This window comes from Pseudomonas sp. P110(2024), from assembly GCF_057480795.1.
This window is the reverse complement of the sequence record NZ_JBLIYT010000023.1, coordinates 1-18596: the sequence shown is the minus strand read 5'-3', so window position 1 is coordinate 18596 and position 18596 is coordinate 1. Positions and strand designations below refer to the sequence as shown.

At 67.3% G+C, this 18596-nt stretch carries 2 protein-coding genes and 1 pseudogene; 2 read left to right on the top strand and 1 reads right to left on the bottom strand.

What is annotated here, in order from left to right:
* Positions 1-112: 112 nt before the first annotated feature.
* Together AC25ND_RS25505 and AC25ND_RS25500 are read left to right on the top strand one after the other, a co-directional pair.
* Positions 113-9673, top strand: a pseudogene (locus AC25ND_RS25505) (amino acid adenylation domain-containing protein); the annotation flags it as partial.
* Position 9674: 1 nt separating this feature from the next.
* The gene (locus tag AC25ND_RS25500; protein ID WP_486976660.1) at positions 9675-18317 is read left to right on the top strand and encodes an amino acid adenylation domain-containing protein; all 8643 of its coding nucleotides are present in this window, start codon (positions 9675-9677) and stop codon (positions 18315-18317) included.
* Positions 18318-18366: 49 nt separating this feature from the next.
* On the opposite strand, the gene AC25ND_RS25495 is transcribed toward AC25ND_RS25500, so the two are convergent.
* On the bottom strand, positions 18367-18596 hold a 230-nt coding region (locus AC25ND_RS25495), incomplete at its 5' end, for a hypothetical protein (protein ID WP_486976659.1).

Sequence of the window (18596 nt, the reverse complement as noted above, 5' to 3'; positions counted from 1 at the left end):
GTCGCTGTCCACCAGGGAGCGCAAGGCATTGGCAGCCTTGCTCAAGCGCCAGGGTGTCAACCTCTACGGGGTCACCCCGATCTTCAGAAGGGAATCTGCGGACGGGGCAGCGCTTTCATACGCACAGCAGCGCCAGTGGTTCCTCTGGCAGCTCGATCCGCACAGCGCCGCCTATAACATTCCGGCGGCGCTGCGGCTCAAGGGCGCGCTGGACATCGAAGCATTGCAGCGCAGCTTCGACAGCCTGGTGGCGCGCCACGAGACCCTGCGCACGACCTTCCGCCAGGAGGGTGACGGCGCGGTGCAGATCGTCCATCCGTCGATGCCGCTGGCATTGGCGGTGGAGCCGTTGGCGGTTGCCGATCCGGCCAGCCTGGAAGCGGCCATCCGCGCGCGGGTGGAGGCCGAGGTGCAACAACCCTTCGACCTGCAACAGGGCCCGCTGCTGCGAGTCAGGCTGCTGGTGCTGGGGCCTGAAGAGCATGTGCTGATCCTCACCGTGCACCATATCGTCTCCGATGGCTGGTCCACGCCAATTTTGGTGGACGAGCTGATCCGTCTTTACCAAGGCTTGCGCCAGGGCTCGCCAGTGACCCTGGCCGAGCTGCCGATCCAGTACGCCGACTACGCGGTGTGGCAGCGTGACTGGATGGAAGCCGGCGAGCAGGAACGCCAGCTCGGCTACTGGCGCCAGCAACTGGCCGGCGAGCAACCGCTGCTGGAGCTGCCCGTCGACCGTCCGCGGCCGTCGGTGCAGAACTTCCACGGCGCGCGCCTGGCCATCGATATCGATGCCTCCCTGGCGCAGGCACTCAAGGCCTTGGCCCGCCAGCAGGGAGTGACCCTGTTCATGCTGTTGCTGGCGTCGTTCCAGACGCTGCTGCACCGCTACAGCGGGCAGGCCGATATCCGTGTCGGCGTACCGGTGGCCAACCGTGCCCGTGCCGAAACCCAGGGGCTGATCGGCTTCTTCGTCAATACCCAGGTGCTCAAGGCCGAGTTCGCGCCGCAGATCACCTTCACCGCGTTGCTGCAGCAGGTCCGCGAGGCCGCGCTGCAGGCCCAGGCGCACCAGGACCTACCGTTCGAACAGCTGGTCGAGGCGCTGCAGCCCGAGCGCAGCATGAGCCACAACCCGCTGTTCCAGGTGCTGTTCAACCACCAGGCCGAAAGCCCGGGCATGGCCCGTCAGCTGGGTGAGCTGCAGGTCGAGGGCTTGAGCTGGGAAGGGCAGACCACCCAGTTCGACCTGATCCTCAACACCGCCGAACACGACGGCGGGCTGATCGCGGCACTGACCTACGCCACCTCGCTATTCGACCCGGCCACGGTCGAGCGCATCGGCCGGCATTGGCGCAACCTGTTGCAGGGCATCTGCCAGGACCACGCGCAGCGTGTGGCGCAATTGCCGTTGCTCGACATGGCTGAGCAAGGCGAGTGGAAAGCCGAAGTGGAGCGCTACCCAAGCACGCTGTGCGCCCATGAGCTGATCGAGGCGCAGGCGGCGCGTACGCCTGAGGCGATTGCCGTGACTTTCGCCGGGCAGGCGTTGAGCTATGACCAGCTCAACCGCCGCGCCAACCGTCTGGCCCACAAGCTGCGCGAGCAGGGCGTGGGGCCGGACGTGCTGGTGGGCATCGCGGTGGAGCGGGGGTTCGAGATGATCGTCGGCCTGCTGGCGATCCTCAAGGCCGGTGGCACCTATGTGCCGCTGGATCCGGAGTACCCGCAGGATCGGCTCAGCTACATGATGGAAGACAGCGGCATTCAACTGCTGCTGGCTCAAGGGCATCTGCTGGCCGATCTGCCCGTACCGGCGCAGGTTCGCAGCCTGAAGCTGGAAGACGACCTGGCCGGTTACAGTGATCAGAACCCTGATCACCTGACCCAGCCGGACAACCTGGCCTATGTGATCTACACCTCGGGCTCGACCGGCAAGCCGAAAGGTACCTTGCTGCCGCATCACAATCTGCTGCGCCTGTTCAAGGCGACCGACGCCTGGTTCGGCTTCGGCCCGCAGGATGTGTGGACGCTGTTCCACTCGTACGCGTTCGACTTCTCGGTGTGGGAGATTTTCGGCGCGCTGCTGCACGGCGGTCGCCTGGTGATCGTGCCGCGTGAGGTGACCCGTTCGCCGGAAGACTTCCACCAACTGCTGGTGGAGCAGGGCGTGACCGTACTGAACCAGACCCCATCGGCGTTCAAGCCGCTGATGCGGGTGGCTTGTGACAGCGCTGATGATCTGGCACTGCGCTACGTGATCTTCGGTGGCGAGGCCTTGGACGTTGCGGCACTGCAACCGTGGTTCGAGCGTTTCGGCGAGGACTGCGACAACCTGATCAACATGTACGGCATCACCGAGACCACGGTCCATGTGACCTACCGGCCGATCCGCTTTGCCGATACGCAACAGCCGGGCAGCCCGATCGGTGCGGCGATCCCGGACCTGTCGATGTATGTACTGGATGCCGATTTCAACCCGGTGGCCAAGGGCTGCACGGGCGAGCTGCACGTCGGTCACGCCGGCCTGGCGCGCGGTTACCACAACCGTGCTTCGCTGACCGCCGAACGCTTTGTGCCGGATCCGTTCTCCAGCGAAGGCGGGCGCCTGTACCGCACCGGCGACCTGGCGCGTTATCGCGGCCAGGAGGTGATCGAGTACGTAGGTCGGATCGACCACCAGGTGAAGATCCGAGGCTTCCGTATCGAACTGGGTGAGATCGAGGCGCGCCTGCAAGAGCACGCTGCCGTGCGCGAAGTGCTGGTGCTGGATATCGACGGGGCAGGGGGCAAGCAACTGGCGGCCTACCTGATCGCTCAAGACCCATCCACCGACCACGCCGCCCTGCGCGACACGCTGAAACAGCACCTGAAAGCCAACCTGCCAGACTACATGGTCCCGACCCACTTCCTGGTGCTGGAGCAGTGGCCGCTGACGGCCAACGGCAAGCTGGACCGCAAGGCCCTGCCGAAGCCCGACGCCAGCCAGCTACAACAAGGCTATGTAGCGCCACGTACGCAACTGGAGCAACAACTGGCCGCGATCTGGAGCGAAGTGCTGAAAGTCGAGCAGGTTGGCTTGCACGACAACTTCTTCGAGCTCGGCGGTCATTCGCTGCTGGCCACCCAGGTGACCTCGCGCATCCGCCAGCGCCTGGACCTGGAAGTCCCGCTGCGCAGCCTGTTCGAGTCCGCCGACCTTCTGGCCTTCGCCCAGGCTGCCGGCCAAGGCTCGGCCAGCCAGGCGCCGGCATTCACTGCCGTGGACCGCAGCCAACCGCTGCCGCTGTCCTACGCCCAGCAACGCCAATGGTTCCTCTGGCAGCTGGAGCCTGAAAGCGCCGCCTACAACATCCCTTCGGCCCTGCGCCTGAAGGGCGAGCTGAACATCGAGGCCCTGCGCAGCAGCTTCGCCGCGCTGATCGCCCGTCATGAAACCCTGCGCACCACCTTCCATCAGGAAGGCGAGCAGACCTGGCAGCGCATCCACCCGGCCAGCGACTTCGACCTGGCTGTTGATGCGGTCAGCGCTGACGACTTGCAAGCGCGGGTGGCCGAAGAAGCCCGCCAGCCATTCCACCTGGAAAACGGCCCGCTGCTGCGTGCCCGCCTGCTGCGCCTGGCCGAAGACGACCATGTGCTGGTGCTGACCCTGCACCATATCGTCGCCGACGGCTGGTCGATGCCAATCATGGTCGACGAGGTGGTGCGCCTGTATGCCGGCTACTGTCAGGGCGCTGCCGCGCCACTGCCGGCCCTGGCGTTCCAGTACGCCGACTACGCCGCCTGGCAGCGCCAGTGGATGGCCGCTGGCGAGCAGACCCGCCAGCTGGACTACTGGCGCGGACAGCTGGGCGACGAGCAGCCAGTGCTGGAACTGCCGCTCGACCGTCCGCGTCCGCTGCTGCAGAGCCATGTCGGCGAGCGCCTGGACATCACCCTCGAGCGCGAGTTGGCCGAGGCCCTGAAGACTACGGCGCGCGAACAGGGCGTGACCCTGTTCATGCTGCTGCTGGCCTCGTTCCAGAGCCTGCTGCATCGCGTGTCCGGGCAAACCGATATCCGCGTCGGCGTGCCGATTGCCAACCGCACCCGCGCCGAAACCGAAGGCCTGATCGGCTTCTTCGTCAACACCCAGGTACTCAAGGCCGAGTTCGACCTGCGCACCACCTTCGGCGAGCTGCTGCAGCAGGTCAAGCACACCGCCCTGCAGGCCCAGGCCCACCAGGACCTGCCCTTCGAGCAACTGGTCGAGGCGCTGCAGCCCGAGCGCAGCCTGAGCCACAGCCCGTTGTTCCAGGTGATGTTCAACCACCAGACCTACCGCGCAGGCGATGCCCGTCAACTGCCGGGGTTGACCGTGGAAGGGCTGGCCTGGGACAACCACACCGCTCAGCTGGACCTGAGCCTGGACACCTTCGAGAGCGACGACGGCCTGGGCGCAAGCCTGACCTATGTCAGCGAGCTGTTCGAGCGCGCCACCGTCGAGCGCCTGGCCGGCTACTGGCTGGTCCTGCTGCGCGCCATCGCCCGGCAGCCGCAGCAGGCGATCAGCGACCTGGCGCTGCTGGACTTCGAGCAACAGCGGCAGCTGGCGAGCAAGTCCGAAAAACTTGCCGACTTCAGCGCCGCTCCTTGTGTGCATCAGCTGTTCGAGGCGCAGGCCGCCCAGGCCCCGCAAGCCGTGGCGCTGGTCTGCGAGGGCGAGCAACTGACCTACCAGGCGTTGAACCGCCGCGCCAACCGCATTGCCCACAAGCTGCGCGCCCTCGGTGTCGGCCCGGACGTACCGGTCGGCATCGCCATCGAGCGCGGCCTGGACATGGTGGTCAGCGTGCTGGCGGTGCTCAAGGCCGGCGGCGCCTATGTGCCGCTGGACCCCGACTACCCCCACGACCGCCTGGCCTACATGATCCAGGACAGCGGCCTGCGCCTGCTGCTGACCCAGTCGGGCGTGCTGGCGCGCCTGAACGTTGCCCCAGAGGTCCGCAACCTGTGCCTGGACCAGGGTGACGACTGGCTGCAAGGCTGCGTCGAGGACGACCTGGCCAACCTGACCCAGGCGGACAACCTGGCGTACATCATGTACACCTCCGGCTCCACTGGCCGCCCCAAGGGCGTTGGCATCAGCGCCGCGGCCCTGCGCGGGCACGTGCTGGGCTTCGTCGGCCGCTTCGGGCTGACGGCGGCGGACCGGGCGCTGCAGTTCTCCACCTTCAACTTCGACGCCTTCGTCGAGCAGCTGTACCCGGCGCTGGTCTGCGGCGCCCGCGTGGTGCTGCGCGGCCAGGCGCTGTGGGACAGCGAGACCTGGTACCGCCAGGTGCTGGAGCAGGGCGTGACCTTCAGCGATCTGCCGACCGCCTACTGGCACATGCTGGCCAAGGACTTCGCCGCCCATGGGCCGCGGGATTACGGTCAGCTGCGCCGCGTGCACATGGGCGGCGAAGCCATGGCCGCCGATGGCGTACTGGCCTGGCGCGCCGCGGGGCTGGCCGGTGTGCGGCTGGTCAACACCTACGGCCCGACCGAGGCCACGGTGTGCATCACCAGCCATGACTGCAGCGACTATGTCACTGGCCAGGCCGCCTTGCCCGGCCAGATCCCGATCGGCCAGGCCCTGCCCGGACGCAGTGTCTACCTGGTCGATGCGGCCGGCAACCTGGCCTTGCCGGGTTCGATCGGCGAGCTGCTGGTGGGCGGCGAGCTGCTGGCCCGGGGTTACCACAACCGCCCGGGCCAGAGCGCCGAGCGCTTCATTCCCGACCCGTTCGGCGCCAGTGCCGGTGGGCGCCTGTACCGCACCGGCGACCTGGCGCGCTTGCGCGCCGATGGCGTCATCGAGTTCGTCGGCCGGGTCGACCAGCAGGTGAAGATCCGCGGTTTCCGTATCGAGCTGGGCGAGATCGATGCCCGCCTGCGCGAGCACCCGGGGGTGCGCGAGGCGCTGGTGATCGACATCGACGGCGCGGGCGGCAAGCAACTGGCGGCCTACCTGGTGCCGAGCGCGCAGGCCGGTGACGATCTGCGTGCCGACCTGTTGCGTCACCTGAAGGCCGGCCTGCCGGAGTACATGGTGCCCGCGCACCTGGTGTTCCTCGAGGCGATGCCGCAGACGCCGAACGGCAAGCTCGACCGCAAGGCCTTGCCCAAGCCTGACGCCAGCCAGGCGCAAGCGGACTACGTGGCGCCGCGCAGCGAGCTGGAGCAACGCCTGGCCGCGATCTGGGCCGAGGTGCTCAAGGTCGAACAGGTCGGCCTGCACGACAACTTCTTCGAGCTCGGCGGCCACTCGCTGCTGGCGACCCAGGTGATTGCCCGGGTGCGCCAGGGGCTGGGCCTGGAGCTGGCGTTGCGCAGTCTGTTCGAGTGCCCCGACCTGCAAGGCTTCGCCGCGCTCGCCGCACAAGGCAGTACCAGCCTGGCTCCGGCGTTGCTGCCGGTGGACCGCGGCCAGCCGCTGGCGCTGTCCTATGCCCAGCAGCGCCAGTGGTTCCTCTGGCAACTGGAGCCGGGCAGCGCCGCCTATCACATCCCCGCCGCCCTGCAACTCAAAGGCCGGCTTAACCTGGAAGCGCTGCGCCAGGCGTTCGAGGCCCTGGTGGCCCGTCACGAAAGCCTGCGTACCACCTTCCACCAGGAGGGCGGACAAGCGCTGCAGCGCATTCACCCGGCGAGCACCTTCACCCTGGTCATGGAGTCGCTCCAGGACACCCGCGCCGAGGCGGTTCGCGAGCGCGTGGCCCGCGAAGTGCAGCGCCCGTTCGACCTGAGCCAGGGGCCGCTGCTGCGGGTACGCCTGCTACGCCTGGCCGAGGACGATCACGTGCTGGTGCTGACCCTGCACCACATCGTCGCCGATGGCTGGTCGATGCCGATCATGGTCGACGAAGTGGTCGACGCCTACCTGGCCTTGAGCCAGGGCCAGCAACCCGAGCTGCCTGCCCTGGCCGTGCAGTACGCCGACTACGCCGCCTGGCAGCGCCAGTGGATGGAGGCCGGCGAGCAGGCCCGCCAGCTGGACTACTGGCTGGCGCAGCTGGGTGGCGAGCACTATGTGCTGCAACTGCCCACCGATCACCCGCGTCCCACCGTGCAGAGCCATGCCGGACGCAGCCTGACCCTCGAGGTCCCGGCGGCCCTGGCCCAGGCGCTCAAGGCGCAGGCGCGCGAGCAAGGGGTGACCTTGTTCATGCTGCTGCTGGCTTCGTTCCAGAGCTTGTTGCACCGCCAGACCGGCCAGGCCGATATCCGCGTCGGCGTGCCGATCGCCAATCGCACCCGGGCCGAGACCGAAGGGCTGATCGGCTTCTTCGTCAACACCCAGGTGCTCAAGGCCGAGTTCGACCTGCAGACCACCTTCAGCGAGCTGCTGCAGCAGGTCAAGCACACCGCCCTGCAGGCCCAGGCCCACCAGGACCTGCCGTTCGAGCAACTGGTCGAGGCGCTGCAACCGGAGCGCAGCCTCAGCCACAACCCGCTGTTCCAGGTGATGTTCAACCACCAGGCCTACCGTGCGGAGAATGTCCGCGAGCTGCCGGGGCTGAGCATCGCCGGCCTGGCCTGGGACAATCCCACGGCGCATCTCGACCTGGCCCTGGACACCTTTGAGAGCGAGGACGGCCTGGGCGCGACCCTGACCTACGTCAGCGACCTGTTCGAGCACGCCAGCATCGAGCGCATGGCCGGGCACTGGCTGAACCTGTTGCAGGCGGTCAGCACCCAGCCGGCCCAGCGCATCGTCGAACTGCCGCTGCTGGATGCGGCGCAGCGCCAGACCCTCCTTGAGCAATGGAGCCGGCACGAGGCCGTCTACCCCGACCAGCGCACCGTGCAGCAGCTGATTGCCGACCAGGCCGCGCGCACGCCGCAGGCCACGGCGCTGATCTGCGAAGGGCAGCAGCTCACCTACCAGGCCCTGGACCAGCGCGCCAACCAGCTGGCCCACCGCCTGCGCCAGGAAGGCATCGGCCCGGATGTTCGCGTGGGCATCGCCCTGCCGCGCAGCCTGGACATGGTGGTCGGCCTGCTGGCGGTGCTCAAGGCCGGCGGCACTTATGTGCCACTGGACCCCGACTACCCGCACGAGCGCCTGGCCTACATGATGGAGGACAGCGGCATCGTCCTGCTGCTCGGCCACAGCGCGCAGCTGCAGGACCTGGCCGTGGCGCCGCACGTGCGCAGCCTGTGCCTGGACAGCGAGGCCCTTGACGCCTGGCCGAGCCATGCATTGCCCGAGCTGGGCGACCCCGACAACCTGGCGTACATCATGTACACCTCCGGTTCCACCGGCCGTCCCAAGGGCGTGGGCATCAGCGCTGCCGCCCTGAGCCGGCACGCCCATGTCGCCAAGGGCTTCTGCGGGCTGTCGGCGGCCGACCGGGTGCTGCAGTTCTCCACCTTTAACTTCGACGCCTTCGTCGAGCAGCTGTACCCGGCGCTGATCTGCGGCGCCAGCGTGGTGGTGCGCGGCCCGACACTGTGGGACAGCGAGACCTTCTACCGCGAAGTGCTGAGCCAAGGCATCACCTTCGCCGACCTGCCGACCGCCTACTGGTACCTGCTGGCCAAGGACTTCGCGGCCAAGGGCCCGCGCGACTATGGCGTGCTGCGCCAGGTGCACATGGGCGGCGAGGCCATGGCCGCCGACGGCGTGCTGGCCTGGCAACAGGCCGGGCTCGGCCATGTGCGCCTGCTCAACACCTACGGGCCGACCGAGGCTACCGTCAGCGTCATGAGCCATGACTGCAGTGCTTATGTCACCGGCGAGCAGCCCCTGCCGGTGCAGGTCCCGATCGGCAAGGCCCTGGCCGGGCGTTCGATCCACCTGGTGGATGCCGACGGCGACCTGGCCCTGCCAGGGGCCATCGGCGAGCTGCTGGTGGGTGGCGAGCTGCTGGCCCGCGGTTACCACAACCGCCCGGGGCTGACCGCCGAGCGTTTCATCCCCGATCCGTTCGCCACTACGCCGGGTGCCCGCCTGTACCGCACCGGCGACTTGGCGCGCTATCGCGAACAGGGGCTGGTCGAGTACGCCGGGCGCATCGATCACCAGGTGAAGATCCGCGGTTTCCGTATCGAGCTGGGCGAGATCGAGGCGCGCCTGCGCGAGCATCCGGCGGTGCGCGAGGTGCTGGTGGTCGATATCGACGGCCCGATCGGCAAGCAGCTGGCCGCTTACCTGGTGCCCAACGCGATGCCCGAGGAGGAAGGCAGCCTGCGCGCCGAACTGAAGGCGCACCTGGGCGCCAGCCTGCCGGACTACATGGTGCCGATGTACCTGGTGCTGCTCGAGCGCATGCCGCTGTTGCCCAACGGCAAGCTCGACCGCAAGGCGCTGCCGGCCCCCGATACCCGCCAGGCGCAGTCGGCCTACGTGGCCCCGGTCAGCGAGCTGGAGCAACAGCTGGCGGCGCTCTGGGCCGAGGTGCTGGAGGTCGAGCGGGTGGGCCTGAATGACGACTTCTTCGAGCTGGGCGGGCACTCGCTGCTGGCGGCCCAGCTGATTTCCAAGATCAACTCGGGCCTGGGGATCGACATCCCGCTGCGCCTGCTATTCGAGAAACCGCAATTGAATGATTTTGCCCAGGCTTGTGCCTCCACCGGCCTGTCGTTGAGCGAGGACGGCTTGTCCGATATCGAAAGAATGATGAATGAAATGGCGGGCGTCTGAGATGGACAAGAGCACAGCAGAACGTATCGCCAAGCGCTTTGTCGGCCTTGCCCTGGAGCAGCGTCGGCAGATCCTCGACAAGATGCGCGAGACCGGGCAGAGCTTCCGCCTGTTGCCGATCGCCGTCACCCGCCACGACAGCCCGCGCATCCCGCTGTCCTATGCCCAGCAGCGCATGCTGTTCCTCTGGCAGCTGGAGCCGCAGAGCAGCTTCTACAACGTGCCGATGGCGGTGCGCCTGAGCGGTTCGATGAACCAGCAGGCCCTGGCCGAGGCCCTGGACGCGCTGGTGCGGCGTCACGAAAGCCTGCGCACGCGTTTCGTCTCCGAGGAGGGTGAGTTTCACCAGCAGGTCCTTGAGCAGTCCGGCGTGAGCCTGGAAGTACGCGAGGTACAGGCCGGGCCGGGCGAGGATATCGAACAGTGCCTGCGCACCGAGGTGCGTGAGGCACTGGATGCGCCTTTCGACCTGCTCGACGGGCCGCTGCTGCGGGTCCGGTTGCTGCGCCTGGCGCCCACCGAACATGTGCTGACGGTGTGCATGCACCATATCGTCTCCGACGGCTGGTCGGGCGAGCTGATGGTGCAGGAGTTCGTGCACCTGTACGAAGCGCTGTCCCAGGGCCGCGCCGCCGACCTGCCACCGCTCGAGGTGCAGTACGCCGACTATGCGATCTGGCAGCGCGCCTGGCTCGAGGCCGGCGAGGGCGAGCGCCAGTTGCAGTACTGGAAGCAGCAACTGGGGGACGAGCACCCGGTGCTGGAACTGCCGTTGGATCATGAGCGTCCGGCGCACCCCAGCTACCGCGGCGCGACCCTGCGCAGCGATGTGCCGGCGGCGCTGTCGGCCAAGCTCAAGGCCCAGGCGCGCAGCCAGGGCCAGACCGTGTTCATGCTGACCCTCGCGGCCCTGGCCGTGACCCTGGCGCGCTACAGCGGCCAGGCCGACATCCGCATCGGCGCGCCCAATGCCGGGCGCAACCGCAAGGAAGTCGAAGGCCTGATCGGCTTCTTCATCAACACCCAGGTGCTGCGGGTGCAGGTGGACGAGCGCCAGAGCGGCGCGGCCCTGCTGGAGCAGGTGAAGCAGGTGGTCAGCGGCGCGCAGTCGCACCAGGAACTGCCGTTCGAGCACCTGGTGGATGCCCTTGCGCCGGAGCGCAACCTGGGGCACAACCCGCTGTTCCAGGTGAAGATCAACCAGAATATGGCCGACACCAAGGCAGGCGCCCAAGCCCGGCAGACACTGGGCGAGCTGAGCGTCAGCGGTTTCCCGGTCGAAGGCAACGATGCCCGTTTCGACCTGGCCTACGACTTCACCGAGACCCCCGAGGGCCTGCAAGGCTACTTCAACTACAGCACGGACCTGTTCGAGGCCGCGACCATCGAGCGCCTGGCCGCTTCGTTCCAGGCGGTGCTGCGCACGCTCGTCGAGCACCCCGAGGCGGTGCTGTGCGAACACCCCGATGCCCAGGCCGCGCAGGTCGAGGCCAGCACCCACAGCTGGCCGCAGGCGGACTTCCTCGCCCTGTGGCGCCAGGGCCTGAACACCGGTGCCGAGCAGCCGGCGCTGCGCGCGGGTGATCGTATGGTCAGCTACGCGGAGCTGGAGCAGCAAGCCAACCGCTTCGCTCACTATCTGCAGGCACAGGGTATCGCCCCGGGCATGACCGTGGCGCTGTGCCAGGAGCGCTCCATCGAATGGGTGACCAGCCTGCTGGCCGTGCTCAAACTGGGCGCGGTGTACCTGCCGCTGGACAGCCGCCAGCCCGCCGAACGCCTGCAGCAGCTGCTGCAGGCCAGCGACGCGCGCCTGCTGGTGCACGCCTTGGGCGACGCCCAGGCGGCGGGGCTGGGCGTGTGCCCGGCGCTGGCTTTTGACGCAGCGCAGCACGGCGACCGCAGCGACCAGCCACCGGCGGTACACATCGATCCGCAGCAAGCGGCCTACATCATCTACACCTCGGGTTCCACCGGGCAGCCCAAGGGCGTGGTGATCAGCCACGGCGCACTGGCCAACTACCTGCAGGGCGTGCTGCAACGCCTCGACCTGCAACCCGGCGCCAGCCTGGCGATGGTCTCCACCGTGGCCGCGGACCTGGGCCACACCGTGCTGTTCGGCGCGCTGGCCTCGGGCCGGCTGCTGCACCTGCTGGGCCACGACCAGGGCTTCGATCCGGACGGTTTTGCCAGCTACATGGCCGAGCACCGGGTCGATGTGCTGAAGATCGTGCCCAGCCATCTGCAGGGGCTGCTGCAGGCCGCGCAGCCTGAGCGGGTGTTGCCCGAGCAGCTGCTGATCCTTGGCGGCGAGGCCAGCTCCTGGGCCCTGATCGAGCAGGTCCGGCGTCTGAAGCCCGGCTGCCGGATCATCAACCACTACGGTCCGACCGAGACCACCGTGGGCATCCTCACCCACGAAGTCGGCGAACGCCTGCCCGGCTGGCGCAGCGTGCCGGTGGGCCGGCCGCTGGACAACGGTCAGGCGCGGGTGCTGGATGCCTACCTCAATCCGCTGCCCGAGCGGGTGGCAGGCGATTTGTACCTGGGTGGCCAGGGCCTGGCCCAGGGCTATGTCGGCCAGCCGGGGCTGACCGCCGAGCGTTTCGTCCCCGACCCCTTTGGCCAGAACGGCGAGCGGCTGTACCGTGCCGGTGACCGCGCGCGCCTGGACCAGGGCGTGCTGGAATACCTGGGGCGCGGCGACGACCAGGTGAAGATTCGCGGCTACCGGGTCGAGCCGGGCGAAGTTGGCCAGGTGCTGCAAGGCCTGCCTGGGGTCGGCGAAGCCGTGGTGCTGGCGCTGCCCCTGGACAGCGATCCGTCGCGTCTGCAACTGGTGGCCTGGGCCGTGCCGGCGGCGGGCGTCGAGTTGCAGGCCGAGGCGCTGCGCCAGGCCTTGCAGGCGCGCCTGCCGGAGTACCTGGTACCGGCACAGGTGCTGCTGCTCGAGCGCCTGCCTCTGACCGCCAACGGCAAGCTGGACAAAAAGGCCCTGCCCAAGCCGGGCGTGGCCAGGCAGCGCTACACCGCGCCGGTGGGCGAAATCGAGGAGAAACTTGCCGCGATCTGGTGCGAAGTGCTCAAGCGCGAGCAGGTGGGCAGCACCGACAACTTCTTCGAGCTGGGCGGCGATTCCATCCTCAGCCTGCAGATCATCGCCCGGGCCAAGCGCCAGGGCATCAAGCTGAGCCCCAAGCAGCTGTTCGAGAAGCAGACCATCGGCCAACTGGCGGCGGTGGCCAAGCTGATCGAGAAGAAGCCGGCAGCCGAAGTGGTCGAGCTGGTGAGTGGCTCGTTGGCGTTGCTGCCGATCCAGGCGCGCTTCTTCGATACTGCGATTCCCCAGCGTCACCACTGGAACCAGGCGGTGATGCTGAGCCCACGCCAGCCGTTGACCGTGGCGTTGCTGCAGGCGGCGCTCAAGCTGCTGGTGGAGCAGCACGATGCCCTGCGCCTGCGGTTCAGCGAAGAGCAGGGGCAGTGGCATGGGCAATTCGCGCCGGTCGATGCGCAGCAGTTGCTGTGGGTGCATCAGCTGGACGACGCCGCGCGCCTGCCGGAGCTGGCCGACGAGGCCCAGCGCAGCCTGGACCTGAAGCATGGCCCGTTGCTGCGGGTGGTGCTGATCGACCTGCCCGAAGGCCAGCAGCGCCTGCTGGTGGTGATCCATCACCTGGTGGTCGACGGCGTGTCCTGGCGCGTCCTGCTCGAAGACCTGCAGGCGGCCTGCCAGGCCCTGTTGGCCGGCAAGACGCCGGTGCTGCCAGCCAAGAGCAGTTCGCTCAAGGCCTGGGCCGAGCACCTGCGCGAGCATGCCCGCAGCCCCGCGCTGGCGGCCGAGCTGGCTTACTGGCAGGCGCAGTTGCAGGGTGTCAGCGACATCCTGCCCGGGGCGAACCCAGAGGGCGGTCAGCAGCGTAAACATGAGATCTCGGTGCGCACCCAGCTGAACGCCGAGCTGACCCGGCAACTGCTGCAGGAGGCGCCGGCCGCCTACCGCACCCAGGTCAACGACCTGCTGCTGACGGCGCTGGCCCGGGTCATCCGCCGCTGGACCGGCGAGGTGCACGCGCTGATTCGCCTGGAAGGCCACGGCCGCGAAGACCTGTTCGACGACCTCGACATCACCCGCACGGTCGGTTGGTTCAGCAGCCTGTATCCATTGAAACTGACCCCGGCAAGCGACCTGGGCGCATCGATCATGGCGGTCAAGGAACAGCTGCGCGCCGTGCCGGCCAAGGGCATCGGCTACGGCGTGCTGCGCTACCTGGGCGACGAGCAGGCCCGCCAGGCCCTCGGCGCCCTGGCCCAGGGCAGCATCGTATTCAACTACCTGGGGCAGTTCGATGGCAGCTTCGACAGCGAGCAGGGCCTGTTCGTCCCGGCACCGGAAGGCGCGGGACAGGGGCAGAGCCCGGAGGCGCCGCTGGGCAGCCTGCTCAGCATCGATGGCCAGGTCTACGCCGGTGAACTGGCCCTGGACTGGAGCTTCAGCAGCGCGATGTTCGAGCGTGGGCAGATCCAGCGCCTGGCCGACGAGTACGCCGAGGAACTGCGCCAGCTGATCGCCCACTGCACCACCCCGGGCGTGGCGGGCGTGACGCCGTCGGACTTCCCGCTGGCCAGCCTCGACCAGCGCCAGCTGGCGGCGTTGCCGGTGGCGGCGGGCAATATCGAGGACATCTACCCGCTGTCGCCGATGCAGCAGGGCATGCTGTTCCACAGCCTCTACGAGCAGGCGGCGGGCAACTACATCAACCAGCTGCGGGCCGAGGTGCAGGGCCTGGATGTGCCACGCTTCGTCGCGGCCTGGCAGGCCACCCTGGACAGCCACGAGGTGCTGCGCAGCAGCTTCGTCAGCGGTTACGACCAGTCGCTGCAGGTTGTCCTGCGCGAGGTGCGCCTGCCGCTGGTGGAACTGGACTGGCGCGCTCAGGCCGACCTGCCGACCGCGTTGCAGGCCTGGGCCGAGGCCGACCTGCGCGCCGGCTTCGACCTGGCCAGCGGTCCGCTGCTGCGCCTGGCGGTGATCCGTACCGGCGAGCAGCACTACCAGCTGGTATTGACCAACCACCATATCCTGCTGGATGGCTGGAGCAGCTCGCGGCTGTTCGGCGAGGTGCTGCAGCGTTACGCCGGTGTCGTGCCAACGGCCAAGACCAGCCGTTACCGCGACTATATCCAGTGGCTGCAACATCAGGACCAGCAGGCCAGTGAAACCTTCTGGCGCGAGCGCCTGGCCGGGTTGGACGAGCCTACGCGCCTGGCCCAGGCCTTGCGGTCCGACGCCCAGGGGCATGGGCAGGCCGAGCATGAGGTTACTCTCGATGCACGGCGCACCCAGCGCCTGGGCGATTTTGCCCGGGAGCAGCGGGTCACCCTCAACACCCTGGTCCAGGCGGCCTGGCTGCTGCTGTTGCAGCGCTACACCGGCCAGGCCAGCGTGACCTTCGGTGCCACCGTGGCGGGTCGCCCGACCGAGCTGCCGGGCGTCGAGGAGCAGCTGGGACTGTTCATCAACACCTTGCCGGTGGTTGCCAGCCCACGTTCCGAGCAGCGTGTTGACGAGTGGGTGCAACAGGTCCAGGCACTGAACCTGGCCTTGCGCGAGCATGAGCACACGCCGCTGTACGAGATCCAGCGCTGGGCCGGCTGGAGCGGCGAGGCGCTGTTCGACACTATCCTGGTGTTCGAGAACTACCCGGTGTCCGAGGCTTTGCAGGCCGGTGCACCCCAGGAGCTGGCGTTCGGCGAGGTGGTCAGCCAGGAACAGACCAACTATCCGCTGACGCTGGTGGCACAGGTGGGCGACAGGTTGTCGGCCAGCTTCAAGTTCGATCGCGCCCGTTACGCCGAATCGGCTGTCGGGCAGTTGGCGACGCACTTCGTCGAGCTGCTGGAAGGGCTGGCGGACGCGCCGCAACGGGCCTTGGGCGAGATTGCCCTGAGCGCCGATCCGGAGCAGGTGATTGCCAGCTATCCGAGCATGGCGTGTGCCCATGAGCTGATCGAGGCGCGGGCAGCACGTACGCCTGAGGCGGTCGCCGTGACCTTCGCCGGGCAATCGCTGAGCTACGGCCAGCTCAACCGCCGCGCCAACCGCCTGGCGCACAAGCTGCGCGAGCAGGGCGTGGGGCCGGATGTGCTGGTGGGCATCGCCGTGGAGCGCGGGTTCGAGATGATTGTCGGCCTGCTGGCGATCCTCAAGGCCGGGGGCGCCTATGTGCCGCTGGATCCGGAATATCCGCAGGACCGCCTGAGCAACATGATGGACGACAGCGGCATTCTGCTGCTGCTGACGCAAGGTCATCTGCTGGCCGATCTGCCCGTGCCGGCGCAGGTTCGCAGCTTGAAGCTGGAAGATGACCTGGCCGGTTACAGTGATGAAAACCCGGAGCACCTGACCCAGCCGGACAACCTGGCTTACGTGATCTACACCTCGGGCTCGACCGGCAAGCCGAAAGGCACGCTGCTGCCGCACCACAACCTGCTGCGTCTGTTCAAGGCCACCGATGCCTGGTTCGGCTTCGGCCCGCAGGATGTGTGGACGCTGTTCCACTCCTATGCGTTCGACTTCTCGGTGTGGGAGATTTTCGGCGCGCTGCTGCACGGTGGTCGCCTGGTGATCGTGCCGCGTGAAAACACCCGTTCGCCGGAAGACTTCCACCAGTTGCTGGTGGAGCAGGGTGTCACCGTGCTCAACCAGACCCCATCGGCGTTCAAGCCGCTGATGCGGGTGGCCTGTGACAGTGCTGATGATCTGGCACTGCGCTATGTGATCTTCGGTGGCGAAGCCCTGGATGTGGCCGCGCTGCAACCGTGGTTCGAGCGCTTCGGCGAGGACTGCGACAACCTGATCAACATGTACGGCATCACCGAGACCACGGTCCATGTGACCTACCGGCCGATCCGCTTCGCCGATACGCAACAGCCGGGCAGCCCGATCGGTGCGGCGATTCCGGACCTGTCGATGTATGTACTGGATGCCGATTTCAATCCGGTGGCCAAGGGTTGCACGGGCGAGCTGCACGTCGGTCATGCCGGGCTGGCACGCGGTTACCACAACCGCGCCTCGTTGACTGCTGAACGCTTCGTGCCGGACCCGTTCTCCAGCGAAGGTGGGCGTCTGTATCGCACCGGCGACCTGGCGCGATATCGCGGCCAGGAGGTGATCGAGTACGTGGGCCGGATCGACCATCAGGTGAAGATCCGAGGCTTCCGTATCGAACTGGGCGAGATCGAGGCGCGCCTGCAAGAGCATGCGTCGGTGCGCGAAGTGCTGGTGCTGGATATCGACGGGGCAGGGGGCAAGCAACTGGCGGCCTACCTGATCGCCCAAGACGAAAATGCAGACCACGTAGCGCTGCGCGACACGCTGAAACAGCATCTGAAAGCCAACCTACCGGACTACATGGTCCCGACCCACTTCCTGGTGCTGGAGCAGTGGCCGCTGACGGCCAACGGCAAGCTGGACCGCAAGGCCCTGCCGAAACCGGATGCCAGCCAGCTGCAACAGGGCTACGTGGCCCCGCGTACGGCGCTGGAGCAACAACTGGCCGCAATCTGGAGCGAGGTGCTGAAGGTCGAGCAGGTTGGCCTGCACGACAACTTCTTCGAGCTCGGCGGCCACTCTTTGTTGGTGATCACGCTGGTGAACAGGGTACGTGAAGCTTTCGCCATCAACATCAGCCTGCATGAGTTCATGCTGATGGCGAGCTTCGAGGAACTGGCGAATTTCATCGGCGGCGGCAAGGATCGCCTGAAAACGTCGGTGATCAACCTCAACGGTTGCCAACGCCAGCGTCCGGCGCTGTTCTGCCTGCCGCCGGGCGGCGGCGGTGCCTACGCTTACTACCCGCTGGCCAGCCGCCTGGCCGACGAGCGTCCGGTGTATGGCCTGGTCAACAAGTGCTATGCCGTGCCGGGCTGGGTGGACGAGTCCTGGGAGGCGATGGTCGGCTACTACGTCGAGCAGATCCGCCGCACCCAGGCCAGCGGCCCTTACCATCTGCTGGGCTGGTCCCTGGGCGGCGCCCTGGCGCTGGAGGTGGCTCATGCCCTGGAGCAGGCCGGTCAGGAGGTGGGCTTCGTCGGCCTGGTCGATACCCTGCTACCGAAGGACGTGTCCGGCCTCGAGGCCGAGCCCGTCGAGGTGGTGCAGGTAGCGCGGGCGGACGAGAGCCTGCTGCGTGGGCTGCTGGCGTTCGCTCCGGGTGTGGGTGAAGCCCGTATCGTCGGTTTCATCGACGAGGCCGGGCGTCTGCCGGCCGAGGTCGACCGGACCGAATGGGTCATCAAGCAGGTGGCCGCTGCCGGGGGCGTCAGTGCCGAGCGGCTGCGGGCCATTCATGAGGATGTGCATCTGCAGCGGGAGATCGTCGATGGTTTCGCTGTGCTCGATCGCAACGTCGAACTGAGCCAGGCGTTTCGCCTGCGGCCGCTGGCGGTCCGGGTGGATTGCTGGTGGGCCAGCGAGAGCCGTAGTTTGGAACGGGTGCGGATGGGGGAGGCGGGGTTGCTGGCGCAGGCTTCGGTCAACGGGCTGGCTAGCTCGACGGTGATCGCTGATGGGCATGAGGGGGTTATTAATGCCGTGGCGTTTGTCGATGGGCTGGTGGGGAGGTTGGCTGGTAAGGCTTGAGATTGATGGGTGACTTGGGGCGGGTAGGGCTTTAGGTCCTATCCGTTCTTTATTGTGAGTCTGGTGCTTCTGCCTGTGTGGGAGTGCTTGTTGTTGTTGTTGTTGTTGTTGTTGTTGTTGTTGTTGTTGTTGTTGTTGTTGTTGTTTTTGTTGTTGGGTGGTTTTGATAGTTGTATGCGCATTCGAGGGTGTCAGAAATTTTGTGTTCGGGCATAACATGAGTAAGAGGTGCATGTATGCCAACCAAAAAGAAACCCTTGCGTGACCTGCCCAAAATCC